The organism is Candidatus Epulonipiscium viviparus (assembly GCF_030708075.1).
Classification (GTDB): domain Bacteria; phylum Bacillota; class Clostridia; order Lachnospirales; family Cellulosilyticaceae; genus Epulonipiscioides; species Epulonipiscioides viviparus.
On sequence record NZ_CP117982.1, the window covers coordinates 1,701,513 to 1,725,966 of the forward strand.

Genomic DNA, 24,454 nt, shown 5'->3' on the forward strand with positions numbered 1-24,454 from the left:
AAATGTTCTAATTGGAGGTTATTATGCAAAAGGTAGCATTAGTAGGTTGTGGAGCAATAAGTGGAATTTATTTAAAAAATATTACGAATGTATTTAATAACTTAGAATTTACAGGCGTTTGCGATTTGATACCAGAACGAGCACAAAAGGCTAGTGAAGAATATAATATACCGAAAATTTATAAAGATGTGAATGAAGTTGTTGCTGATCCAGAAGTTGATATAGTGTTAAATTTAACAAGACCTTATGAGCATTTTGATGTCGCGGCTTGTGCAATTAAAGCTGGAAAACACGTATATAGCGAAAAACCTTTAGGTGCGTCTCTCGAAGAAGGTGTCGAGCTTATGAGACTTGCCAAAGAACACAATGTATTGCTAGGTGGAGCACCGGACACATTTTTAGGTGCAGGGATTCAGACTTGCATTAAGCTGGTTAAAGATGGATATATTGGTACGCCTATCGGCGCTAGTGCGTTTTTATTGTGTAGAGGTCATGAAACTTGGCATCCAGATCCTGAGTTTTATTATAAAAGAGGTGGCGGCCCGATGATGGACATGGGGCCTTATTATGTAACTGCATTGGTAAGTTTACTCGGACCGGTTGCAGCGGTTTCAGGAATGACCAAAACTAGCTTCGAAAAACGAACAATTACTAGCAAACCTCATTATGGTGAAGTAATAGATGTCGATGTAAAAACTCATGTTGCTGGTATGATGGCGTTCGAATCAGGGGTTATTGGAACCATTATTACTTCATTTGACGTATACAAAGCGCAGATGCCGTTTATCGAAATTTATGGTTCTGAGGGTACACTATCTGTTCCAAATCCAAATGTTTTTGGCGGAACTATTAAATTATCAACTGCTCAGACTAAAGAATTTAGGGAAATGCCATTTGTATATAACTATAGTGAAAATTCAAGAGGATTAGGTCTTGCGGATATGGCAGATGCAATTGAAAAAGGCAGAGAATATAGTGCAAATGGTGATTTAAATTTACATGTACTGGAAATTATGACTGCTTTTGAAGAAAGTTGCAAGCAGAGAAAACAAATTGATCTAGCATCTACTGTTAGTCAACCAAAGCAATTATGTAGAAATGCAAGATATTAAGTTTAGGTTTAATGGCGAGAGGCTAAAAAAGCTTCTCGTTATTTTTTTTGAATCTTATTTATTATTTAAGTTTAATTTGCATATATATATACTAAGATTCATTATATACCTAAAACATATTTTGACTAATTTTTCATATAATGAATTATGACAAGCAATAAATACATATTAAGGAGAGTCTAAAAAATGAGAAAAAATTTTAAGGTATTGGCTCTGGGAGCATTATTATTTTTACCACTTACTCATACTGCAGCGACAGAGTTGAGTCGAGAAGCTACAACTGTTAGCGAGTGGATTTCTCACCCGGCTATTGTAGGTGGAAGCATACGGTTTGATCGTCGCACTGGCACAATAGTAGAAGCGGATGCTACTGTTACTATTATGAACATTCCAGAACGGATTGACGGAGTGCTTGTAACAGCAATAGGAGATTATGCATTTTATCAAAATAAAAATTTGATAGCAGTAACAATACCAGATACAGTGACGACGATTGGTCATGGAGCATTTTCTGGGTGCGAAAATCTCACAACAGCAGTAATATCTACAGGTGTACGAGTTATAGAAGATGAGGCATTTTATTATTGCAGTAATTTGTCATATATGAGCATTCCGCCTAGTGTCGAACACATCGGAAATAGTGCGTTCGCGTATTGTAGCAAGTTACCTAATATAACAATACCAGCAAGTGTAAATATAATAGGAAACAGCGCATTCAATAATTGTGATAGCCTAACAACAGTGGCTATATTAAATAATGTAACGTCGATAGGGGACTGGGCTTTTAACAACTGCGATCAATTGGCAACGGTTAGCATACCCACAAGTGTAGTATATTTAGGTAAAGATGTTTTTTACAGTAATTTAAAAATGGTGTACTATGAAGGAATTAGAGAACAGTGGGAATCGTTAAATTCCGGAATTACAAAAGCTGCCATTATATACAAGAGCAATATGGATTTGCTAAATAAGTGGATAGAAGTGGACGGAATAGAAGGCGGAAAAATTCAATTTGACGAAAAAACAGGAACTATAAAAGTTGTAGAGGCATCGGTAGTTGTTGCAGAAATTCCAGAATACATAAATGGAGTTGCTGTCACAGCAATTGGGGACGGCGCATTTGCTGATTGCGACAAGCTCACCAAAATAACAATGCCAGCAAAACTGTCATATATTGGAGACTTTGCGTTTTATAGCTGCGATAGTTTAAAGACAATAGCAATTCCAGAAAATGTTACCGAAATAAATTATAATACATTTGGATATATGCCAAGCCTAGAACAGATTATAATACCAAGTAGTGTAATGCTGATAGATCCTATGAGTTTTGTATACAATACAAATTTGACTACGATTTATTATGGAGGAACAAAAGTAACTTGGGAAGCATTGGGACCAGTTTCAACCCAAAAAGCAATGGTGGTCTATGAAAGCGAAGGACCAGCTTCAGACGAGGTTTGGTATACATCAAACGAAATTCCAGGAATCGAAAGTGGAAGAATTCAATTTGATGCGTTAACAGGAACGATAACAGCGGCCGAGGAAGTTACGGTTGCCAATATTCCGGAATCTATAAATGGAACGCCGGTTGTAGCTATTGCAGAAGATGCTTTCAGACAGTTAGATACTTTAACAAAATTGACGTTGCCTAAAACTATTACTTTTATTGGAAATTGGGCATTCAGCGATTGTGTAAATTTAACTGAAATTATACTTCCAGAAGGGCTAAAATCGATAGGAGACAATGCTTTTGTAAATTGTATTAGTCTGAAAAAAATAACTATTCCAAAGAGTGTGGAAACAATAGGGAATTTTGCGTTTTTTGGCTGCTCAAGTTTGGCAACAGCAACGGTTTTGGATGGAGTGCAAAAAATAGGTAATCTAGCATTTTTCGATTGCATTAGTTTAACGTCAATAATTTTGCCTCATACGATAACTTTTATTGCAGCAGATGCTTTTAAGGGATGTAATAGTTTAAAAATTATATATTTTGGAGGCACTGATCAGGAATGGGAAGATTTGAATGTAGATGTTTTAGAAGGAACGACAGTGCTTTAAGTATAGTTTAAGGAACATTAAAAATACATATCGATATGTTATTATTTTGTTGCGAAACGATTTTTTATATGAAATCGAAATATATTATATTTTGAAGGGAGCTAGTCTGTGAATAAAAAATTTTTGACGATTGCAGTAATGATGACAATGGTAGCGGTCACAATGCCATCTTATGCATCAGATTGGATAGAAGTCGCTGGAATAGAAGGAGGTAAAATCAAATTTAATTCGGAGACAGGAACGATAACAGCTGCGGAGGACACTGTAACAAGGGCATTTATTCCTGCAGAGATACATGGCGTGCCAGTTCAGGCTATTGGCAAAGAGGCGTTTGATAACATAAATGAATTGCGTGTAGTTGCAATGCCAGATTCCATTACGTATATTGGGGAAGGTGCCTTCAACAGTTGCGATGGATTAGAAGCGTTGGCATTATCTGCTGGGTTGGAAGCGATAGATGCTATGGCATTTGGATCATGCGATGAATTGAAATCGCTGAATATACCAGACAGCGTTAGAGAGATTGGTGTGGGTGCATTTTTCGATTGCGAGGGAATTACCACGCTAACTATTCCAGGAACTGTAGAGAAAATTTATAATTATGCATTCAAAACTTGTGATAGTTTGCAAACGGTAACATTAATGCCGGGAGTTGAGGAGATGAGTGCGACGGCATTTGACGACTGCGATCGATTGCATACTGCCAATATTCCAGAAAGTGTAAATTATATCAACCTATTTGCTTTTAATGATACAGTTTTATCTAGGATCAATTATGAAGGCTCGGAAGATTTTTTAGATAGCTTGAAACTCCATCTGCCCAAAAATATTTTTACGTATAACAATAATATAGAAGAGCTGGCGAACTGGGTATATGTGGATGGCGTCGAGGAGGGAAGGATTCAATTTGATCCAGCAACGGGCACAATAATTGATGCAGAAAGCACCGTTACTATTGCTACAATTCCAGCTTCAATCAACAATGTAGCCGTTGTAGCGATAGGCGAAAATGCATTCGCAAGTTGCGATAGCCTACTAGAAGTGACGATACCAGATTCTGTTGCAGAGATAGGCAACTTCGCCTTTTTTGATTGTAAAAATCTGGCTGCAGCAATAGTGGTGCCAGAGAGTGTGGAGAAGATAGGGTACGGTGCATTCAGCTATAATCCAAGCTTAAAATCTGTGGCGATTGCAGAAGAAACAGACGTAAATTCAACGGCTTTTTTCAATACACCAGCAGTTCGCGTTATGTATTATGATGATAGAGATTTTGAACGTACTAGTTTTTTGGGTGAATGATATGATGTTTGATAGAATAAGCATAGTACGATAGAAAAATTATTTTTTGGAGGTACAAAATGGAGATTACGATGATTTACATTTTATTTATTCTATCTTATTTTCTTAAGGATATGTTGCTAGTATTTTTGATTAGCAAAATAATGTCGCTTAAAGTGGGTTGGGCATCGGTTGGCTTGATGTCGTTTTCAATTGCAGTGTATGTTGGAATTTCAGCTTTTACAGTGTCAATGTCACCAGTGATTACATATAGTATGTTAATTATACTTTATGCAGTATTAGTATTTTCGGCATTTGAAGGAAGTATAGTTTTAAAGTTGAGTTGCGTATTTATAGCGATGACCAATCTGATGGCGGCGACCATAATTGTGGGAGCTGTTGTGGCATTGGTATCAAATTATACTATTTATGATATTGTAAATACTCATTTGCTATTAACAGGAATTAGATGGATAATTGTGGGATTGAGCTGCGTAGAAATGATTGTGATTTTACGAATGATTAAACCCAAATTTTTGAAGGCATTGGGTAAGTATACGTATAGATTAAATATTTTATATATGATAGTATCGTTTCTACTACTTGCTGTGATTATTAATTCGATATTTTTTACAGCAAAGATTGATCTAACAGTATTTTTTGTACAACAGCTAGGATTTGGAATTTGCATAATGGGAATTTTATATGCGATGTTATTTATGATGATAGGATATGAGATTTTGGAGGATAAACGACTCAAAATTACAACAAATCTTGAAAAACAATACAAGTCGATGGTGGTCAACAATGCGATGATGTCATTAGAAATTAATTGCAGCACGGCAACTGTTATTAGCTATAGCAACAAAGGGGAGCTGCAAACAGAGTTAGCAGGTATTCCATATGGCAATTTTATGGCATTCTTTGCCACAAATCATATCTATAAGGATGATAGAAAAAGCGTGGGGATGGCAACCAGTATTCCGTATATGATGGACATGTACAAAAAGGGTATCCATGAATATAAATATGAGTATAGACTTCTCGAAAATGGTGAATATAATTGGCATAGAGCCTATACATCATTGGCAGATTGCAAAGGGGAGATTATAGCCATTACAACGATAGAAAATATTCAACCATACAAAAATTTAACATTGACTGCGGAGGTGGAGCCGGTTACAGAATTGTATAATAAAGAGTCGACACAGATGCTCGTTTCTAGCTTGTTACAAAATTATTCAGAAGGCATAATGTTTATGATCGACTTAGATAACTTTAAGACTGTTAATGACAATTTAGGTCACAGCGTAGGCGACAGAGCGCTAAAAGATGTTGCAGCGAAATTGACGCAAAGTTTTGAAGATGCAGATGTTATAGGACGCATCGGAGGAGATGAGTTTATTGTATATTTTAAGACTGCAAACATTAATATCAGCGAACGTGCCCAAGATATATGCGAAAAAATTACACAGACGTATTCGAAAGACAATGTAAATATTACAATTTCAGCAAGCATAGGAATAGCCATTGCAAATGAGAAAATGATGGATTTTCAGGAGATATGTCACTACGCTGATGTCGCCTTATATCAGTCCAAAAAATTAGGCAAAAATACTTTCACTGTCTACAAACACAAACTTAGTGAAGCGGCTGTTGAGAGCAAATTCTTCTTTGAAGAAATATAGTTATTGAATACTATTTTTACGAAACTCGCGGGGGGTGCATTTGGCCTCCTTTTTAAATACCTTGCTAAAGTAGTTATAATCTCCAATGCCGACTTTTGTTGCAATGATAGCTATGGGCAAGTCTGTGTTCGATAGCAAGTGTTTGGCCATTTGTATGCGCAGCTGCGATACGTGTTTCATGATGCTAAGTCCATAGAGCTCGTTGGTGATTTTATAAAATGTAGTTTTTTGGTAATTAAATTCGCGGCATAGCATGTTGACGTCAATATCTTCTGCCACATTATCCAATATAAATCTATCCAACTTATACGCAAAGGTATTTTTGTTGGCAACGACTTTTTCGTTTTGATACAAATAGCAGGTCATAAGCTGCAACATATTAAATGCAGATGCAACCTGCTTTTTACTTAATCTTTGCTTGGTGGGGTAGACCCTTTTGAGTTCCTGCAAATCTACGGTTTTTCCTTTCAAATATTCTGCAATAGCAGCCCATTCATCCGATTTTGATCCACTTTCATAAATTTGGCCAGTCATAACATATCCGATAATTCCGTGAGTTGTTTTGATAGGCACGATCATTTCTGTCATGCCCATGTGGCATTTATAACAAAGACTTTCGCCGCTTTGTTTACTGTGATAAAAGGCAACGCAATCTGATTGCTTACATATGTTTTGAAGTTCTTCATCTGCTCGAACTAATTTGCAAAAAGTTGAGAGGCGATTTGGATACGCCAAAATTTCTTGAAACTCCGCATCAAATAATGCGATGCGAAATCCCGTCAAATTATAAAAATCTACTAATATATTTTCTGTCTCTTGATAATTAAAAATTAATTCCATAGCTTCTCCTAATATTGCGAACAAATTTACTATTATATGAACTATACTATATATTAATCGAGCCAAAAATTCAATATAATAAAGGAAAAAATTGAGCGAGGTGATGCTGTTGTTTATTGCAGGGATAGACATTGGAACAACCGGAAGCAAGTGTACTGTGTACAAAGATAATATGTATGTTGCAGAAGTATATAAAGAGTATGCCGTTTCGATTACAAAAGATGCGCACACTGTCGATGTAAATTTGATATGGAACACAGTTGCTGCCATACTGAAAGAAATTGCTATTATAGTACCTAATATAGCGGCGATATGTGTAACATCATTTGGTGAAGCGAGTGTATTGCTAGATGCTAATGATGAGCCTTTAACACCCGCATATTTATTTACAGATCCTAATGCAGAAGAGGAATGTCAAGCAATCGTGGCAGCGTTGGGTGAGGATTTTATATATGAAGCGACGGGTTTGGTTGCAGGAAAAATGTATAGCGTTTCGAAGTGGCTGTGGATCCAAAAGACTAATCCTGCCGTGTGGCATCAGTGTAAAAAGATAGCTCTAATAGAGGATTATATTGTCTACAAGCTGTCTGGAATTCATCAAATCGATTATTCACTGGCAACCAGAACTATGGCATTTGATATTCGAAGTCTGTCATGGAATGCTGAAATTTTAAATTTTACTGCAATACCAGAGGCGCTGCTGCCAAAGGTTGTGCCTACCGGAACTATTGCAGGCGAGATGCTAGATGCTGTTGCCGCGGGGTTTGAGAATAGACCATTGATAGTTTCTGGATGCCATGATCAGGTTGCAGCGGCGATTGGAACTGGCGTGCTGCGGGATCAGATGGCGGTGGATGGAACTGGAACTGTGGAATGTATTACTGCGACATTCAAAAAAGGTGTCAACCTCAAAATGTTACAAGCTGGTGGGTATGCGATAGTGCCATATATTGACGATTTATATATCACATATGCATTTTCATATACAGGAGGTGCGTTGCTAAAGTGGTATAGAAATCAATTTGCGCCGCTAGAAGACTACGAAAAATTTAATCTAGGTGTTGACAACGATCATCCATCGGGGTTGCTAATACTTCCGCATTTCGCAGGTGCAGGGACTCCGTATATGAATCCAGAAGCACGCGGGGCAATCGTGGGGTTGTCTCTAGAAACTACAAAAGAGCAAATCTATCAAGCTCTGATGGAAGGCGTAACATATGAAATGCGATTGAATCTCGATAAGTTTGCGGCAGCTGGTGCAAAAATTAACCAGATATATGCAACAGGAGGTGGCGCATCTTCTAAAGAGTGGCTCAAAATAAAGGCAGATATCATGGAAACAGAAATATTAACCATAACTTCAATGCAGTCTGGAACTTTGGGATGCATCATGTTAGCTGGTGTTGCTTGTGGAATATATGCGGATTTGCATGATGCCGCAGATAAACTTATAGAGGTGAAGGCAACTTATGCTCCAAATGCTGTTCGAGCTTTAGAATATCAAAGTTTATATCAAGAGTATAAACAGTTGTATCCAAAACTTTATCTATAGAAAAGGAGAATGATTATGAGGTTTGCGTTATTTTTTGGAAATAGAGGCTTTATGCCTGCAGAACTTTTGCTAGATGCCAGAACAGAAATGGCAGAAGCTGTTACAAAAGCTGGGTTTGAGTATATTATGATGGATGAAGATGCGACGCGATTTGGTGCAGTAGAAACTCGCGATGAAGGTAGGTTATATGCAAAGTGGTTAGAGGAAAATCGTGGAAATTTTGACGGAATCATTTTGTGTATGCCAATATTTATTGATGAAAATGGTGCGATCACAGCTTTAGAAAAGGCTGGAGTGCCAATATTAATGCAAGCCTATCCCGATGAAATTGGCAAACTAGATTTTGCTCACAGACGCGATGCCTTTTGCGGAAAGTTTAGCGTAACAGATGTATTTGAACAATATAGAACTCCGTACACAGTCTTTCAACCGCATGTAGTTCATCCGCTCTCTGAAGTATTTGCAGAAAATTTAAGAGACTTTGCGGCAGTTTGCCGAGTTGTTGCTGGAATGAAATCGTTTAATGTAGGTTGTATTGGTGCCAGAACTACTGCATTTAAAACTGTAAGATTTGATGAGCTAACTGCGCAAAGATATGGAATCAATATCGAATCATTCGACTTATCAGAGCTGATTTTTAAGGTACAAAATAAAGCGAACGACGATGCCGCTGTAGTTGCCAAACGAAATGTTCTGCTAAACTATACCAACTGCCAAAACGTGCCCGAAGAAAATTTAAATAACCTAGCCAAAACAGGCGTTGTGTTAGATGAGTATATAGAAGCATATAAGTTAGATGCGCTTACCCTGCGTTGCTGGAATGAAATGGAAGATATTTTGCACATTTGCCCTTGTGTATTGCTAGGAGAGTTGAACGATCGCGGAATTATTGCATCTTGCGAGATGGACTTGTGCTCGGCAATAACAATGAGAGCAATGCATCTGGCATCATTGAACGCAACGGCGTGCCTAGACTGGAACAACAACTATGGCGATGCCGTAGATAAAGTCATCCTATTCCATTGCGGGCCAGTGCCTCAAAGTTTGATGGCAGGAAAAGGTGAAGTAACAGACCACAAAATGATCGCAAAGACAGATCCAGGACATGGATGGGGATCAAATGAAGGCAGAATTCGTAACTTCCCTATGACATTTTCTAACTGCAAGATGGAGGATGGCAAAATATATATCTACTTCAGTGAAGGAGAATTTACTGAGGATGTAATAGAAGATGGCTACTTTGGATGCGCAGGGGTGGCGGCCATTGAAAATTTAGAAAACAAATTAAATAAGCTTGCTAGAAACGGATTTAAACACCACACGACTGTGGGAGAAGGGCATATGAAGAAAGTGCTAGAAGAGGCTTTCAAGTACTACCTAAAGTATGAGATTATTGATATAGACTAAATTGTCACTAATGACGGAATGGAGTTTAAAATGTTAGTTACCATGAAAGAAGTTTTGAAAATTGCAGAAGAGCGAAATATTGCCGTTGGGTCATTTAACACTCCAAATTTGGAGAATATTATAGCGGTGCTGGAGGTTGCGACTCGACATAATGTACCGGTAATATTGATGCATGCGGAGGTACATGAGGAAGTTGTGCCTATTAGATATATTGCGCCAGTGATGATTGCACTTGCAAAGGCAGCAGCTATCCCGGTATGTGTTCACTTGGATCATTGCGAAACATTGGAGTATTTAGAAAAGTCGCTAGAGCTTGGCTTTACGTCCGTTATGTATGATGGCTCCTTGCTACCATATGATGAGAACGTAGCAAATACGAAGGCTGCCGTTGCCATTGCCAAAAAATACGGTGCCAGTGTAGAAGCGGAGATAGGAATCTTAGGTGGTCGTGAGGCAGGTTCTTCTGATACCAGAAAAGTGGAGGATATGTATACCGACCCAGACTTGGCAGTCAAGTTTGTTCTAGAAACGGGCATCGATGCGTTGGCGGCTTCTTTTGGTACAGCACATGGATTCTATGCTTCCGCACCAAAGTTGGATTTCGAGCGCATCGAGAAAATTAATCAGATGGTGGATGTGCCTCTCGTTATGCATGGAGGATCTGGCGTTAGCCCCGAAGACTATCTCAGAGCGATAGATTTGGGAATCCGCAAGATCAATTATTATTCATATATGGCAAAAGCGGGAACAGAAGGTGTAAAGAGATATTTGGCGGAGCATCCCGATGTAATGTTTTATCACGAGCTAGTTAACGCAGCCATTGCTGATATGACTGAAAATGTGGAGAAGGCTATTGCAGTATTCTCAAAAAATGCTTAAGGCGAAAAAGGAGACGATCTTATGAATAAATCTAAAGTAGCGATGATGACAGCGGTGAAAACTTTTGAAATACAAGAGTATGATATTCCGGCGGTTGGTGACGATGAAATGCTAATTCGTGTAGAAGGATGCGGAGTATGTGGAACCGATGTTCATGAATATAAAGCTGATCCGTTTGGGTGTTTGCCAATCATATTAGGGCACGAGGGAACTGGCGAAATTGTAAAAATTGGTAAAAATATCAAAGAAGATACAGTGGGTAATACAGTTGCAGTAGGTGATAAAATTGTAACCAGTATAATTCCGTGCGGTGAATGCGATGCTTGTAAAAATACTCCCGAAAAAACGGAGTTATGTGAGGGAATGGGATGCTATGGATTGACCCCAGATGATGAAATTCATTTAAACGGTTGGTTTGCAGATTATCTATTTATTAGAAAAGGATCTACTTTCTTTAAGGTTAATGAATTTGATGTAAATACTCGTATTATGATTGAGCCATTGGCAGTTGGAGTTCAGGCAGTAGAGCGCGCAAAGTCAACTGGGCTATTAACTTTCAATACGCAATGTGTAATTAATGGTGCAGGACCGATCGGAATGTCTGTTCTTACGGTGCTAAAAACTATGGGCATTCAAAACGTAATTATGATCGATGGTAACGAATCGCGACTTGCATTTGCTAAAAAAGTGGGCGCAGCAACGACACTCAACTTCAAAGATTTTGCAGATAACGCGGCGTTGATAGCAGAGGTGAAAAAGCTCACCAAAGTAGGGGCTGGATTTGTTTTTCAAACCACTGGAAATGCAGCTGGGTTTGCAAATGCATTAAAATTTGTAAAACGTGGTGGCGGAATGTGTGAAGTGGGATATTTTGTAGAATTAGGAGAAGTATCAATAAATCCGCATACAGATATCTGCCATAAAGAAATTACGTTGGTTGGATCCTACGCATATACTCCTCAAATCTACCCTATAACAATAGATATGGTTCGTCGCGCAATAGAAATTGGAATCCCTATTTCAGAGATGGTAACTCATTGGTATCCGCTAGATCAAATAACAGCTGCGTTTGATATGAACATGAGTATGCAAGGAATGAAGATAGCTGTAGGACCAAGAATAATTTAAGAGTTATAATTTTTGAACAGTAATAGCCGCAATAATGGAGCCTTCTGACTTCGATAGTGAGGTAGTGGCTCGATGCCGGTAGTATGATCCATTTTTTTGCAAAATGCGAAACTCATAGCTATATTCTCTCACGCCGTTGTTATAAAGCTCCAACATATATATTAAGCTAGAGGACAAATCGGTGACTGTTTTATCATCCGGATGAACATGTCCCGGCAATATAAACTCAACAAAATCATTATATGATATACCAACAGCACTATATTGGATTTGTCCTTTGTATATATAGTTCAAAATAGTCGCGGTAGAGTAGTTGATATCTATAATAATCGATGCCACAGAGTCATAATAAGTATGATTTTGTGGTTTGTGTTTGTTTTTATTATGAGCATCTGATACAGCGACTGAAATAATGGCAATTAAATTAAATATAAAAAAGAGCATTATAAGTAAAATGGTAGATAGTTCCATGAAGTCACCTGCTTTATTTTAATTTAATGCTATATTATTCGAGATGTCAAAATTGGTTACTATTTTGTAGGATGTAATTCAGGTGTAATATCATTGTATATGGTAAATGTATTTTTTCCGCGTTTTTTCGATTGATATAATGCAATATCAGCAAAACGGTAGAGCTCCTTAAACGTCGTTGTGTCATCCATCACATTTGCAATTCCTAAACTAGCAGAAACAGTGACATTGATGTGACCATCAGAATATGTCTTGGTCAAGTTTTTATGCACATTCAAAACTTTGTCATGCAAATTTGGTACACTGGTTTTAAAGTATATAATAAATTCATCTCCACCAACTCGACCTATAACATCAGCATCTGCAAATATGGCTTTCAACTCCGTGGCCATCTCCTGCAATACCTGATCGCCTTTGTCATGCCCTAAGTTGTCATTAATAGCTTTAAAGTTATCAAGATCCACCATAAATAAAACGCCATCTTGTTTTGTTTCTATAAATTCAGAGATTAATTTTTCGGTAGTCATTTTATTATATAAGCCTGTTAAACCTTCGCATTCAACCTGTGTAGTAAGTTCTTTATCAGTAGCTTCGTATTGAATCATGAGCCGTAATGCCGTATAAAAAACTCCGATCATACATAAGCCAAAGACTACTTGATATAAAAAAATTTCTCTCTTGAACCAACTTTCGTTAAAAAATGACGAATTTGCAATTAATACAATCAGCAAGAAAAACAGTTTTAAGAATAGCATCTTGATTCTTTGGTGATTTCTACCAATTAATTGAAATGATTCAGGAGAGGTGTTTCGTAGTACTAGCCCCATTTCTGTACTACAAATTGTGGCAACAATTACCCTAATGATTATCAAATAAGTGGGATTAGAACTAATAGTTAATAGGCTATGACCTCCAACCAATGATACAACGGCCCAAATACTTGCAGACATCGATAGAAGATGTATAATCGCCATAAATGCGCAGCTCAACCTTAATAATACGCTCCCCTCAAACAGTATAAATACATGTAGTACATATAATAATGTTAAAAAAACATATGTTACTGTTGGAGATATTGTAATAGTATAAGCTGAGAAATTAATACAGATTGATATAATTAAAGACAAAACATAAACAGTGCCCCAGTGACTTTTATTTCGAAATTTTAGAATTTTACTGATTAAAATTGAAAATAATACATTGTTATTAAAATGTGCTAAAATAAATAAAAGATTCAATAGATATAATTCCATAGCTGTCACCTCGCAATAAACATTTTTGTGATGATATTTATATGTAAAAGAAAGCTTTTTGGTGATAAAGTAATTCTGATTTTTGGATATTTTTTGAGGAAAATAAAATTATGAGAAAAAATATTAGCAAAATGTAGTGTATGTTGTATGAAATATTTAATGAATAGCAAATATTATGTATCAAAAACTTGACAGCAACATATGGAAGTGCTAACATTGATTTAATACTAATATATATATATATATATAGCTAAAGATTTTGTAACACTTAAAAATAATGGGGGTACATATTTATGAAAAAAATGGTAAATAAATGGATATTTGCTGCTACAATATCTGCAATGCTTGTTGGATGCGGTGGATCAGATGAGGCTGTGAAAGTGAATTTTGAAAAAACGATAGATGCGGAAACAGGGAGAGAAGTAATTGGCGATATGTTTGTCGAAGGATTGCCTGTAATGAAAGAGCCATATTCTTTTAGTGTATTGATGTCTCGTTCTGTAAACGATTATTCTGCAAGTCATGACGAAAAGCATATTTTACCTATATTAACTGAAGATACAAATATTATTTTCGATATAGAAGATGTTACAACAAATATGAACGAAAAACTGAATCTACTATTTGCCGCTGGAAGTGGGTTGCCGGACATAATATGGGCACAACCTAGCGAAAGCACTATAAACAACAATACAACATTTCTATTTGAGTTTACAGAAGAAATTCTTCGAGAGTATGCCCCAAACTTAACCGCTCAAATTGAAGCCAATATACCAGAAGGACTTGATGTCCTCAAAAAAGCTGATGGAAAAATATATTCGCTTCCAACAGGTGTATACGCAGAATATGCAAACTCCGCAACTGCAGTTCCACTTATCAGAACAGACTGGTTAGATGCAGTGGGGATGGAAATGCCTACCACAACCGATGAGCTATACGAGGTACTAAAAGCATTTAAGACGCAAGATCCAAATGGTAATGGAAAGGACGATGAGATCCCTCTTGCATTCTGTCAGGCAAACTGGGCATCAAAACAATTCGCGTTTGCAGGACCATGGGGCATCGCTGGCAGAAATATTAATGATGCCGAAAATTATTTCGTAGTAAAAGATGGAGTGGTAGAGCCAACACTAAATTCGAAAGCGTTTAAGGACTACTTGTTATTTTTACACAGGTTAGCAAAGGAAGAATTGCTAGATGTAGAAGGATTTTCGCTAACCAATTCACAGTATCAGGCTCGCATAGATGAAGGGGTTGTTGGAATGATGTCCAATTGGGCGGAAGATCCCGAAATATGGGCACCGGTTCCGGTATTAGAAGCTCCGGGATATGAAGGGCAAGGGCTTAAGCATGGGCAAGAAGGACTGCGTACAGCAAATATGAACGGTTTTGTAATCACAACATCTTGCGAAGAGCCTCTTGCTGCACTCAGAGCATGGGATTACTTGCATTCAACTCCAGAGCTAAAGCGTATTGGACGTGATGGTAACGAGGGATTGCTATGGATAGATAATGGCGACGGAACTGCAACTGTGGCATCGCCAGAAACTCTACCAGACGGGATGACTAGCGATGTTGACCTAAACTATACCATTGCATTTAGAGGATTGGGACCGCTAATGTTTGGAGACGAAACAGCCAAGCCAAACATGAATGCGGAAGAAATAAATGACGATATACTAAGATATCAATACGTAGATTTCTACAAGGACTATTTTCCGGATGAATTTTTGCCGGTCCGCCCTGTAGATAGTAATAAACTGACTGAAAAAACTTTTTTGCAAACAGAGCTTGAAGCATATATCAATGGCTTTATTGCACAAAGTGTGCTAAACGGGTTAACCGATAAGCAATGGGAAGAGCATCTATCTCAGCTCGAAGCAGTTCAATACGATGCTTGGATTAAATGGAATCAAGATTATTTAGACGGCAAATTTTAACACAAAAAAAGGGGGGGTTCAGCCCCTCTTTTTCATATATATATCGATTATTTCTTGAACCTCTGTAATGGACAAATTTAGTTTTGTAGCTATGTCTATTGCGGAGAAGCCCATTTCTGAATATACTTCTACTTGTCCTATTGCTTTACCTTTTTCAAAGCCTTCAATAAGACCATCTTGTCTGCCATTTTCTCTTGCAGTGTCTATTTGTGTTTCATATATTACGTTGTTTTGAATTTGTCTTTCATAAATTTTTCGTTCATTGTCAGTCATTTTTAAAATGTTTAAAGCTTCGTCTACTCTTTTCATGATTTTGCTTTTGGTACTTTTATCCACTTTGCTATTTTTTAGTAAATATAGCCATTCATCAAATTTGGTTTTTACTTCATCATCAAACCTATTTGGCAAAATTATATAATACTCTGGAAAAATAGAAGGATCGTAATTTGTATTAGGTGAATATGTTGCAATAAAATTTTTGTTAGATTCATTGAGTTGAGTATTAGTTTTTAAGCCAGTAAAAGTTGTTTTACCAAGGTATACATCATCATATCCAAGACCCAATTCAAAATATACAATATTAATGGAAATGACTTTAACGATAGAGTCATATTTTTCGCCGATTCTTATATTTTCAACTATATTTTTGCTAATACCATATAGCATTCGCTTGAGGTAATATTTTTCTTCATTGTTTTGAATTTCTATAATATATCTGTTCTCCTGAGTATCTTTGACGAGAATATCAACGCGATTAAATTTATCAGAGGCACTATCTTGGTTACTTTCGCTCTCTAAAATCTCTTCTACCTGAACATCAAGATTAGTTAAATCCGAAATAAATGCTCCTAATATATCAAAATTGCTTTTATTTCTAAGGACCGTTTTTATTGCCCAATCAAATCTTATTAAATGGTTTTCTTTATTCACTGTAAAACACTCCTATCATATGTTTTCGATTGTTATAGTGTATCCAATTGACCCCCATTTTAATCGTTTAAGGTCGCAAAAAAAGGGGCATCGCCCCCAAAATATTTTATATTCAATTGTCTAAATATTAATTTGCCAATATGTCGCATTCCACTGCTGTTGCTTTCGATAAACTGGCGGCAGACGCAACGACTTCCCACTGATCCTTGTTGCCCGGAAAATATATAACATTCAGCGAGCCGCAGTTTGCAAATGCCAAGTCGCCTATGTATGATACTTCTTCTGGAATGACGACTTTTTGTAATTGATCGCAACCCTCAAAGGCCAAGCTGCCTATCGCAATGACAGGGGTTCCGCATATTTGATCAGGAATTTGTGCAAACGTAATTGTCGTTTCTGCATCTACAATCGTTCCCGTTAATACATCAAATTTAATTCGCCCATTTTCAATCCCTTCTACCTCGATCCACGTATACATTGATATTTGCTGATTAGAATCAACTGTTGAGTCCTCAACGGCTAATACGCATGATGCTTGCAATAGCATCGAGCCAATAATTAGAACACCAAATTTATTTTTCATGTGTACAATCTCCTTATTTATATTTGCTATTGACTAGCTTATAGCTCTATTGTACTCTGTGACGTAAATTTACTCAACAACTTTGCAGTCTTTTATTATGGGAATGTTTGGCATTCATAATAAAAAGAGGCTACATTTTACCCAACTTTGACTACATTTTGCCACTCTTTGACCGCTGACTTTCCTATGAAATTTATATTACAATGTGATCATAAAATAGATAAAAATTTTCGAAAGGAGAATGATTATGAACAAATTATTAGCGTTAATTGCAATAGTGGGCGGAGCATCAATGGGGGTAGCAACAGCCGCATATACAAACGACGAGGTGCACGCATCTATGACTGAGCAGATAGCGACCGTCTCTACATTTATATCAGAAAGCCCCGTGGCCGAGCTGGTAGCCAAAATTCCATTTGATCAGTTTACAGAGAAAATTAAGGAGCTGGTAGCAGACACACCGATTGCAGACTGGTTTGCCGAGGAAGATGTGATGATTGTCGAAGGCGATGCGTTTACAGAAATGAGTGAAACAGAAAAAGTAGCGTTGATGAATGAACGACAAACTAAAATTGCCAATGCCGAAAGAGGAATAGCTGCTCCTGCAATGGGCAACGCACTTACAGAAATGAGTGAAACAGAAAAAGTAGCGTCGATGAATGAACGGCAAACTAAAATTGCCAATGCCGAAAGAGGAATAGCTGCTCCTGCAATGGGCAACGCACTTACAGAAATGAGTGAAACAGAAAAAGTAGCGTCGATGAATGAACGACAAACTAAAATTGCCAATGCCGAAAGAGGAATAGCTGCTCCTACAATAGCAGAAACAGATGGCGTGGCAGCAGAATAAAATATATATAATGTATTTGATAAGGAGGATATTGATATGAAGAAAGCACTGGTTTTTGCATTATTAACAGCGGTTTCTGCAGTAGGGGGATATTATATTACTATTGAAACTCAAACTATGCCTACGGTTAGTGCAAAAGCGATGACTGAGATTGTGGCAAAAGAGTCTAAGGTTGAAAGCGGGAATATTATTATCGGTCTTGCAGAAACGGCAAGCATAACGATTCCAACCCATGCAATTTCGTTTGATTATGCGTTGGATATCGAAGATGTATTGGTAAAAGAAGGGCAGACGGTTGCAGTGGGCGATTCGCTATTTGATGTAGAAGTACAAAATGTGGATGCTGAGATTGAGCAATTAGAAGATCAGCTAGATGGATTACACGACCAACTGGCGAATATTGATGATGCAATCACAACTCTAAACAAAGACCATGCGGCCGCAGTAGTAGACAAGGGCATAGAGACTGAAAAAGCGCAGCTGACTCTAGAAAAAGCTCTGTTGCAAATCGAATCTAGTGCTGGAAATTATGAAACACAAATGTCGTCCTTTACAAGGCAAAAAGATTCTTTGCTGAAGAAAAAAGCAGATTTGCAAGCTGATCAGGCAGAATATAAAAGCATGATTAATACATATACCAAAGATTATGCAGTTCTCTCTGATTTAGAAGCTGAATACGACAAGTTGGAAGCCGAAATTGATGCAGATGACGACTGGGTTGATTCTACTCAGAGCGCTAAGATTGACGCCAAAGAAGCCGAAATCGAAGCATTGGAAGCAAAGATAGATCCACTAGAAGATCGTATTACTGCGTATGAGAAAGAAATCGATGCATTGGAAGCGCAAATTCCAGGATTAGAAGCCAAAATCGATCTGGTAGAAAACAATATTGATCAGCAAGAGCGGTATGTCGACGACCACCAGGATGATATCGATGCGCATGAGCAGAAGATCAAAGCTCAAGAAGATTTGGTAGATCAACAGCAAGATCTAATAGATGATCATAAAGACGCAATGGAAGACTTTGCAGATGAGAACGAAGATTATATGGGTATGAATGCCATTGAAGAAGATGACACCTGGGAGGATCGCATCGAGGAGCAAGAGGACAAAGTAGAAGACTTAGAGGAGCTGTACGAGGAAGAATATGCCAATAATGGCTACGATTCTAACAATCCAGAAGTTTACGAAGCGTACAATGCCTATAAAGCTGCATTTAATGAATTAGACAAAATGCGAGATGAATATGATGAATACGAAGAAAATTTTGAAGCTTCAGATACTGTGGATAAAGAGTATACGATTCTTGAGGATGAGCTCGATGCGCTAGAAGATGAATTGGATGCGCGTAAAGATGTTCTCGACGATATGAACGATGAGCTCGATGATATGAAAGACGTGCTCGTAGATTTAAATGATGTAATTTCAGACTATAACAATGTTGACATTGCAAATATAAAGGATGACATTGCAGATATAAACGATCGGATTGCAGATATAAATGACGATGACATTGGTGCAATAAAAGATGAGATTGCGGATATAAACGACCAAATTTCGGATATAAATAAAGAAATCGCAGATATAAATGATGATACACAGGATTTAAATGAGGGGATAAGTGACAAGCGCGATGCTCTGACAGAACTAAAAGATGAGATAGCGCAAGTGGAAGCTGATCTAAAAGATGTCTATGGCACACAAGATTTAGACGACTTGCAGGATGCTTTAGATGATATAATTTATGACCTAGAAGAAAATGCGAAGGATCTCGACGACCTAAACACCGATATCGACAACAAAGTAGCAGAAGAAAAATATAATGTTGCTATCGATGAGTTGGATGTTTCTCAGGCATATGCAAACTATGATACTTCCGTAGAAAATGCACAAACTAAGATTGACAATATCGTAGAGGACATTGCAGATGAAAGAGAAGATCGCGAAGATTTATTAGCGGATATTGCAGAGCTGGAAGCCGAGATTGATGAGCTCAACGATATTTTAGCAACATCGAAAATTGTTAGTGACATCGATGGATTTGTTACCGAAATTGCCGTCGCAAAAGGTGACGAACCCAAGGAAAAAACTATTCTCATAGAGATTGCAAGCCATGTTGATAACACCTATGCTACGACGAAGGTTTCGCAAGATGATATCGCAAAAATTAAGGTGGGGCAAGATGTGGAAGTTAGTATTTCGGCTCAAGATGATGCGACGTATATGGGGACAGTCGATAAAATTTCATACTCTGCAGGACCTAGTATGAGCGGAAATGTAAATTATACAGTAACCACTTTGTTATCTGGAGATACCTCAGGATTGTATGAGGGAATGAGTGCAGAAACTACATTCATTGAAAGCAAGGCTCTGGATGTGCCTGTTGTGGAAATGAGAGCTGTGAAGACTGCTGGGTCATCGAGCGTTGTAAAAACCAAGGATGCGGATGGCAATGTACAAGAAGTTGCAGTTACCTTGGGATTGAGCGATGGCATAAGGACTGAAATTACTAGTGGCATTAATGTTGGAGATACAATCTTAATAGAAAGCGCTGTAACAAATATGAATAGTATTATCAAAAGTGGAAATACTGGAAATCCAGTAGCGACGCAAATGCCTAGTTCGATTCCTTCTGGAATGATGCCTTCTAGGGGTGGTGGTGGATTTCAAAAATAAGTAGTGGGAGGTGATTGATGTGAAAATGTCAGAAATAGTGAGCTTGGTGATGACTAGCATATTGCAAAATAAGTTTAAAGTATTGCTAACATCGCTGGGGATTATTGTTGGGGCATTAACTATTGTAATGGTTGTTGGTATTGGAAAAGGTGGAGAAGCAGATGTTGCCGATCAGTTTAAAAATTTAAACGCAGCTGCCATAGAAATAGAAAGCGTCGCTCCTGCCAGTAGTGCGAGCGATATGATGAGCATGATGATGATGATGCGTTCTGCTGGAGGGGGAGGAAGTAGAGGGATGGCGATGCCGAGCTCTACCGCAGATATCGCAACCCTAACTCAAGAGAATGCAGAGGAAATGATGTTTTTTATCGATAACTTGGTAACAGTTACTCTTGTTGGCAACTCTTCGCAATCTGTATTTGGCGGGGAAATATTAGAAGAAGCAGTTGATAAAATCATTGTTGGTGCCAGCCCAGAGTATCAACTCACTACTAATCTAGAAGTAATCAGTGGAAATTTTATTACCGAAGAGGATGAAGCAAATGAGGAGCGAACAGCTGTGTTGGGCTATGATGTTGCAGTTGAACTATTTGGGATAGCGGAGTATGCATATGGAAACGACATTGCGATCGATGACAAAAATTATAGCGTTGCGGGAGTTATAAAAGCCACCGATTCGATATTAAATGGCGTACAAATCGACAATGCTATTATAATTCCATATTCTACCGCACAACAATATACTTTTACAGACGATACCAATCCCCAGATGATCGCACTGGCAAAAGATATTGAGTCGGTTGATATGATCATCGCAAAGTCTGAAGTGTTATTAAAGGAGATTCATCCTAAGGGGGAGTTTGTAATTTCGGATGCGGGCACAGAAATGGAGGCAGCGTTGGCATCTGCAAACACGCTTTCTTTGTTACTTATGAGTGTGGCAACGATCGTATTTATAGTTGGGGGCATTGGAATTATGAACGTGCTCTTTGTATCGGTAAAGGAAAGGACTCCGGAGATAGGTGTGCTCAAAGCTCTCGGAACATCTAAACTAGATATCTTGCTACAGTTTTTATTAGAGGCAACATTTATAAGCATCTTTGGTGGGATCGTTGGTGTTGGATTAAGCTACATTATTATTCCACTTATGGAGTATACTGATATTAGGGTGGAAGCGTCACCAGAGGCTGCAGTAATGGCACTGGCATTTGCAATTATTACTGGTACCGTTTTTGGCTTTTATCCTGCTTTAAAAGCTTCAAGATTGAGTCCAATAGAAGCGTTAAATTCAAATTAAATCCAAACTAAATCGAAAGGAGAATATCTACTAATGAATGATGCGAATGTAATCGAAATGACAAATATCAATAAATCGTATAAGATGGGATCGGAGAGTCTACACGTTCTAAAGGATGTAAGTATAACAGTGGCAAAAGGCGAGTTCGTAGCTATTCTTGGCCCATCTGGTTCTGGAAAGTCGACGTTGATGAATATCATAGGATGCATGGACACGTTGGATACTGGCGAATATACGCTAGCGGATGTGGCGGTGCATAAGGCAAACGAAAAGCAGTTAGCAAAGATACGAAATCAGCAAATCGGATTTATATTTCAGAAGTATCAGTTAATTAATAAGTATACAATATTGCAAAATGTAATTTTACCATTGCTAGCACGAGGGCAAACCACGCATCATGCAAAGAAGGCAGGAATAGAAAAGTTGAAAGATCTCGGGCTAGGGGAGCGTCTTAGTCATAAGCCAAAAGAGCTCTCCGGAGGTCAGCAGCAGCGTGTCGCAATTGCCAGAGCCGTTGTAACAAAGCCTAGCATATTACTTGCTGATGAACCAACCGGAGCTTTGGACTCCAAAACAGGTCAAGAAGTTATCGAGATATTTCAAAAAATTGAGCTGCCAAAGAATCATCTTCATGATTAGCACGACCTCAAATAGCCGAAAAACGCGCAGCGATATTATCAGAACGTTGTGGCCTGGTGGCCCCCGCAAGAAGATACACTTATAAAACTAGAAAAATATCACACAGCTACCGCAATCAACCTTACTTATACATTTGATTTGCCGACGACCTCAAAATAGCCGAAAACGCGCAGCGAATTATCAGAATCGTTGATGGGCAAGTTGCTTGAGTCTCCCTTTTGGGGAGGCTTTTTAATTTATCCCTTGAAAACTAATTGTGAATGAACTATAATGAAAAAAATTATGATAGAGGAGTTATAAAAATGTTAGATATTAAATTAATTAGAAGCAATTTTGATAAAGTGAAGAAATCATTAGATAGCAGAAATTCAAATATAGATTTGTCTGAGTTTATCACATTGGATGCAAAGCGTCGTTCTATTTTAGCAGAAGTGGAAGCCCTAAAAAGCACTCAAAATTCTGTTTCTAAGCAAGTGCCCATTTTAAAGAAAGAAAAGAAAGATACAACAGAAATCCTAGCGCAAATGAAAGAGCTCTCCGAAAAGATTAAAATATTAGATCAAGAAGTTAAAGAAGTGGATGACAAACTCAATTCGCTATTGCTAACGATTCCAAATATGCCAAATGAGAAGGTTCCTGTAGGAGCAGACGATGCGGACAACTTTGAAATGAGAAAATTTGGAAATGTACCAACTTTTGATTTTGAGCCAAAGCCGCATTGGGAAATCGGGGAAAATCTCGATATTCTAGACTTTGAAAAAGCCGGAAAAGTTACTGGTTCTAGATTTACATTTTATAAGGGGCTAGGTGCCAGATTAGAGCGTGCGTTAATAAACTTTATGCTAAACACACACATAGACGAGCATGGATACGTAGAAATTCTGCCACCATTTATGGTAAATAGAGCAAGCATGTTTGGTACCGGGCAGCTGCCAAAATTTGAAGAGGATGCGTTTAAGGTTGCGAATACCGATTACTTTCTTGTTCCAACTGCAGAAGTGCCAGTTACAAATATGTATCGCGAGCAAATTCTAAAAGGAGACGACCTCACTATCAAACATTGCGCGTATTCAGCATGTTTTAGAGCAGAAGCTGGATCTGCAGGGAGAGATACTCGAGGTATAATTCGTCAGCATCAGTTTAATAAAGTAGAATTAGTAAAATTTGCCAAGCCAGAAAACTCATATGAAGAGCTCGAAAAGCTCACAAATGATGCGGAAAATATATTAAAGATATTAAATTTACCATATAGAGTAGTGCGCCTTTGCACAGGAGATCTTGGGTTTAGCTCTGCGATGACATATGATATAGAAGTGTGGATGCCTAGCTATGGCAAATACGTCGAAATTTCTAGCTGCTCCAACTTTGAAGATTTTCAGGCCAGACGCGCAAATATCAAATATAAAAACAATATCAAGGATAAAGCTGAATTTATTCATACATTAAATGGCAGCGGATTGGCAATAGGCCGCACTGTGGCAGCGATTCTTGAAAATTATCAGCAAGCAGACGGCAGCGTCATAATTCCAGAGCCACTAAGAAGCTATATGGGCGGAGCAACTAGTATCAAAAAAGCATAAAACAGAGGAGACATCATGAAAAAAGGAATTATCACCGTAATAGGAAAAGACAAGGTTGGAATTATAGGAAAAGTATGCGTTTTACTCAGTGAAAATAATGTTAACATTTTGGATATCTCGCAAACGATTCTGCAAGATTATTTTAATATGATTATGATAGTGGACTTGGATGGCAATGCTATTGCGTATAGCGAGCTCGTAGCTAAACTAGATGACTGCGGCAAAGAGTTGGGTGTGCAAATTAAAGTGCAACACGAAGACATCTTTACTTGCATGCACAGGGTATAGGGGGG

At 37.9% G+C, this 24,454-nt stretch carries 21 protein-coding genes (1 of these 21 running past the window's edge); 16 read left to right on the plus strand and 5 right to left on the minus strand.

Annotated elements, in window-relative coordinates:
* The 5 genes from PCY70_RS07090 to PCY70_RS07110 form a co-directional block, all read left to right on the plus strand.
* On the plus strand, positions 1-11 hold the 3' portion of the coding sequence (locus PCY70_RS07090; RefSeq protein ID WP_305766809.1) for a ThuA domain-containing protein. 718 nt of this gene lie to the left of the window's left edge; the window shows 11 of its 729 coding nt (coding positions 719-729); its start codon lies off the left edge, out of view; it ends in the stop codon at positions 9-11.
* Between the two features lie 12 nt (positions 12-23).
* Entirely contained in the window at positions 24-1,112 is a 1,089-nt protein-coding gene (locus tag PCY70_RS07095) for a Gfo/Idh/MocA family protein (RefSeq protein ID WP_305766810.1), read from the plus strand.
* A gap of 186 nt (positions 1,113-1,298) precedes the next feature.
* Positions 1,299-3,170, plus strand: a complete 1,872-nt coding sequence (locus PCY70_RS07100; protein ID WP_305766811.1) for a leucine-rich repeat domain-containing protein — start codon at positions 1,299-1,301, stop codon at positions 3,168-3,170.
* Between the two features lie 108 nt (positions 3,171-3,278).
* Positions 3,279-4,469, plus strand: a complete 1,191-nt coding sequence (locus PCY70_RS07105; RefSeq protein ID WP_010168807.1) for a leucine-rich repeat domain-containing protein — start codon at positions 3,279-3,281, stop codon at positions 4,467-4,469.
* Between the two features lie 59 nt (positions 4,470-4,528).
* Positions 4,529-6,136 (plus strand): diguanylate cyclase, encoded by a 1,608-nt coding sequence (locus PCY70_RS07110; protein ID WP_305766812.1) that lies wholly within the window; start codon positions 4,529-4,531, stop codon positions 6,134-6,136.
* Here PCY70_RS07110 and PCY70_RS07115 read toward each other — a convergent pair whose 3' ends face one another.
* Entirely contained in the window at positions 6,137-6,976 is an 840-nt protein-coding gene (locus tag PCY70_RS07115; RefSeq protein ID WP_305766813.1) for a PocR ligand-binding domain-containing protein, read from the minus strand. It abuts the gene before it with no gap.
* Positions 6,977-7,085: 109 nt separating this feature from the next.
* Between PCY70_RS07115 and PCY70_RS07120 the strand changes: the two genes are divergently transcribed.
* Genes PCY70_RS07120 through PCY70_RS07135 form a run of 4 tightly spaced genes read left to right on the plus strand, consistent with a single transcriptional unit; the run spans position 7,086 to position 11,942 of the window.
* Entirely contained in the window at positions 7,086-8,528 is a 1,443-nt protein-coding gene (locus tag PCY70_RS07120; RefSeq protein ID WP_305766814.1) for an FGGY-family carbohydrate kinase, read from the plus strand.
* A gap of 15 nt (positions 8,529-8,543) precedes the next feature.
* Positions 8,544-9,935 carry an L-fucose/L-arabinose isomerase family protein gene (locus tag PCY70_RS07125; RefSeq protein WP_305766815.1) on the plus strand — a complete coding sequence of 464 codons (1,392 nt, stop codon included), beginning with the start codon at positions 8,544-8,546 and terminating at the stop codon, positions 9,933-9,935.
* A 30-nt stretch (positions 9,936-9,965) separates the two neighbouring features.
* Positions 9,966-10,814 (plus strand): class II fructose-bisphosphate aldolase, encoded by an 849-nt coding sequence (locus PCY70_RS07130; protein ID WP_305766816.1) that lies wholly within the window; start codon positions 9,966-9,968, stop codon positions 10,812-10,814.
* Between the two features lie 21 nt (positions 10,815-10,835).
* Positions 10,836-11,942: a zinc-dependent alcohol dehydrogenase gene (locus PCY70_RS07135; protein ID WP_305766817.1), complete on the plus strand. Its 1,107-nt coding sequence runs from the start codon at positions 10,836-10,838 to the stop codon at positions 11,940-11,942.
* Between the two features lie 3 nt (positions 11,943-11,945).
* On the opposite strand, the gene PCY70_RS07140 is transcribed toward PCY70_RS07135, so the two are convergent.
* On the minus strand, positions 11,946-12,413 hold the full coding sequence (locus tag PCY70_RS07140) for a PAS domain-containing protein (RefSeq protein WP_305766818.1): 468 nt from the start codon (positions 12,411-12,413) through the stop codon (positions 11,946-11,948).
* A 59-nt stretch (positions 12,414-12,472) separates the two neighbouring features.
* Positions 12,473-13,387, minus strand: a complete 915-nt coding sequence (locus PCY70_RS07145) for a GGDEF domain-containing protein (RefSeq protein WP_305766819.1) — start codon at positions 13,385-13,387, stop codon at positions 12,473-12,475.
* A gap of 572 nt (positions 13,388-13,959) precedes the next feature.
* Here PCY70_RS07145 and PCY70_RS07150 point away from each other — a divergent pair.
* Positions 13,960-15,606, plus strand: a complete 1,647-nt coding sequence (locus PCY70_RS07150) for a type 2 periplasmic-binding domain-containing protein (RefSeq protein WP_305766820.1) — start codon at positions 13,960-13,962, stop codon at positions 15,604-15,606.
* Positions 15,607-15,624: 18 nt separating this feature from the next.
* Here PCY70_RS07150 and PCY70_RS07155 read toward each other — a convergent pair whose 3' ends face one another.
* Complete coding sequence (locus tag PCY70_RS07155) at positions 15,625-16,536, minus strand: Rpn family recombination-promoting nuclease/putative transposase (protein ID WP_305766821.1); 912 nt, start codon at positions 16,534-16,536, stop codon at positions 15,625-15,627.
* 127 nt (positions 16,537-16,663) lie between these two features.
* Positions 16,664-17,119 (minus strand): leucine-rich repeat protein, encoded by a 456-nt coding sequence (locus PCY70_RS07160; protein WP_305766822.1) that lies wholly within the window; start codon positions 17,117-17,119, stop codon positions 16,664-16,666.
* A 247-nt stretch (positions 17,120-17,366) separates the two neighbouring features.
* Between PCY70_RS07160 and PCY70_RS07165 the strand changes: the two genes are divergently transcribed.
* From PCY70_RS07165 to PCY70_RS07190, 6 genes are all read left to right on the plus strand, one after another.
* Entirely contained in the window at positions 17,367-17,969 is a 603-nt protein-coding gene (locus tag PCY70_RS07165; protein ID WP_305766823.1) for a hypothetical protein, read from the plus strand.
* A 36-nt stretch (positions 17,970-18,005) separates the two neighbouring features.
* Positions 18,006-20,645 carry an efflux RND transporter periplasmic adaptor subunit gene (locus tag PCY70_RS07170; RefSeq protein WP_305766824.1) on the plus strand — a complete coding sequence of 880 codons (2,640 nt, stop codon included), beginning with the start codon at positions 18,006-18,008 and terminating at the stop codon, positions 20,643-20,645.
* Between the two features lie 25 nt (positions 20,646-20,670).
* Positions 20,671-21,942: an ABC transporter permease gene (locus PCY70_RS07175; RefSeq protein WP_305768954.1), complete on the plus strand. Its 1,272-nt coding sequence runs from the start codon at positions 20,671-20,673 to the stop codon at positions 21,940-21,942.
* Positions 21,943-21,975: 33 nt separating this feature from the next.
* On the plus strand, positions 21,976-22,581 hold the full coding sequence (locus PCY70_RS07180; protein WP_305766825.1) for an ABC transporter ATP-binding protein: 606 nt from the start codon (positions 21,976-21,978) through the stop codon (positions 22,579-22,581).
* Between the two features lie 302 nt (positions 22,582-22,883).
* Positions 22,884-24,161, plus strand: a complete 1,278-nt coding sequence (gene serS, locus PCY70_RS07185) for a serine--tRNA ligase (protein WP_305766826.1) — start codon at positions 22,884-22,886, stop codon at positions 24,159-24,161.
* A gap of 15 nt (positions 24,162-24,176) precedes the next feature.
* Positions 24,177-24,449 carry an ACT domain-containing protein gene (locus PCY70_RS07190; RefSeq protein WP_305766827.1) on the plus strand — a complete coding sequence of 91 codons (273 nt, stop codon included), beginning with the start codon at positions 24,177-24,179 and terminating at the stop codon, positions 24,447-24,449.
* Positions 24,450-24,454: the final 5 nt, after the last annotated feature.

Bases quoted from the DNA above. Each gene is read 5' to 3' on its own strand.
- PCY70_RS07095 (WP_305766810.1), top strand. From the start codon at position 24: ATGCAAAAGGTAGCATTAGTAGGTTGTGGAGCAATAAGTGGAATTTAT.
- PCY70_RS07160 (WP_305766822.1), bottom strand. From the start codon at position 17,119: ATGAAAAATAAATTTGGTGTTCTAATTATTGGCTCGATGCTATTGCAA.
- PCY70_RS07180 (WP_305766825.1), top strand. From the start codon at position 21,976: ATGAATGATGCGAATGTAATCGAAATGACAAATATCAATAAATCGTAT.
- PCY70_RS07145 (WP_305766819.1), bottom strand. From the start codon at position 13,387: ATGGCGATTATACATCTTCTATCGATGTCTGCAAGTATTTGGGCCGTT.
- PCY70_RS07100 (WP_305766811.1), top strand. From the start codon at position 1,299: ATGAGAAAAAATTTTAAGGTATTGGCTCTGGGAGCATTATTATTTTTA.
- serS (WP_305766826.1), top strand. From the start codon at position 22,884: ATGTTAGATATTAAATTAATTAGAAGCAATTTTGATAAAGTGAAGAAA.
- PCY70_RS07140 (WP_305766818.1), bottom strand. From the start codon at position 12,413: ATGGAACTATCTACCATTTTACTTATAATGCTCTTTTTTATATTTAAT.
- PCY70_RS07190 (WP_305766827.1), top strand. From the start codon at position 24,177: ATGAAAAAAGGAATTATCACCGTAATAGGAAAAGACAAGGTTGGAATT.
- PCY70_RS07135 (WP_305766817.1), top strand. From the start codon at position 10,836: ATGAATAAATCTAAAGTAGCGATGATGACAGCGGTGAAAACTTTTGAA.
- PCY70_RS07110 (WP_305766812.1), top strand. From the start codon at position 4,529: ATGGAGATTACGATGATTTACATTTTATTTATTCTATCTTATTTTCTT.
- PCY70_RS07170 (WP_305766824.1), top strand. From the start codon at position 18,006: ATGAAGAAAGCACTGGTTTTTGCATTATTAACAGCGGTTTCTGCAGTA.
- PCY70_RS07115 (WP_305766813.1), bottom strand. From the start codon at position 6,976: ATGGAATTAATTTTTAATTATCAAGAGACAGAAAATATATTAGTAGAT.
- PCY70_RS07175 (WP_305768954.1), top strand. From the start codon at position 20,671: ATGTCAGAAATAGTGAGCTTGGTGATGACTAGCATATTGCAAAATAAG.
- PCY70_RS07150 (WP_305766820.1), top strand. From the start codon at position 13,960: ATGAAAAAAATGGTAAATAAATGGATATTTGCTGCTACAATATCTGCA.
- PCY70_RS07165 (WP_305766823.1), top strand. From the start codon at position 17,367: ATGAACAAATTATTAGCGTTAATTGCAATAGTGGGCGGAGCATCAATG.
- PCY70_RS07130 (WP_305766816.1), top strand. From the start codon at position 9,966: ATGTTAGTTACCATGAAAGAAGTTTTGAAAATTGCAGAAGAGCGAAAT.
- PCY70_RS07125 (WP_305766815.1), top strand. From the start codon at position 8,544: ATGAGGTTTGCGTTATTTTTTGGAAATAGAGGCTTTATGCCTGCAGAA.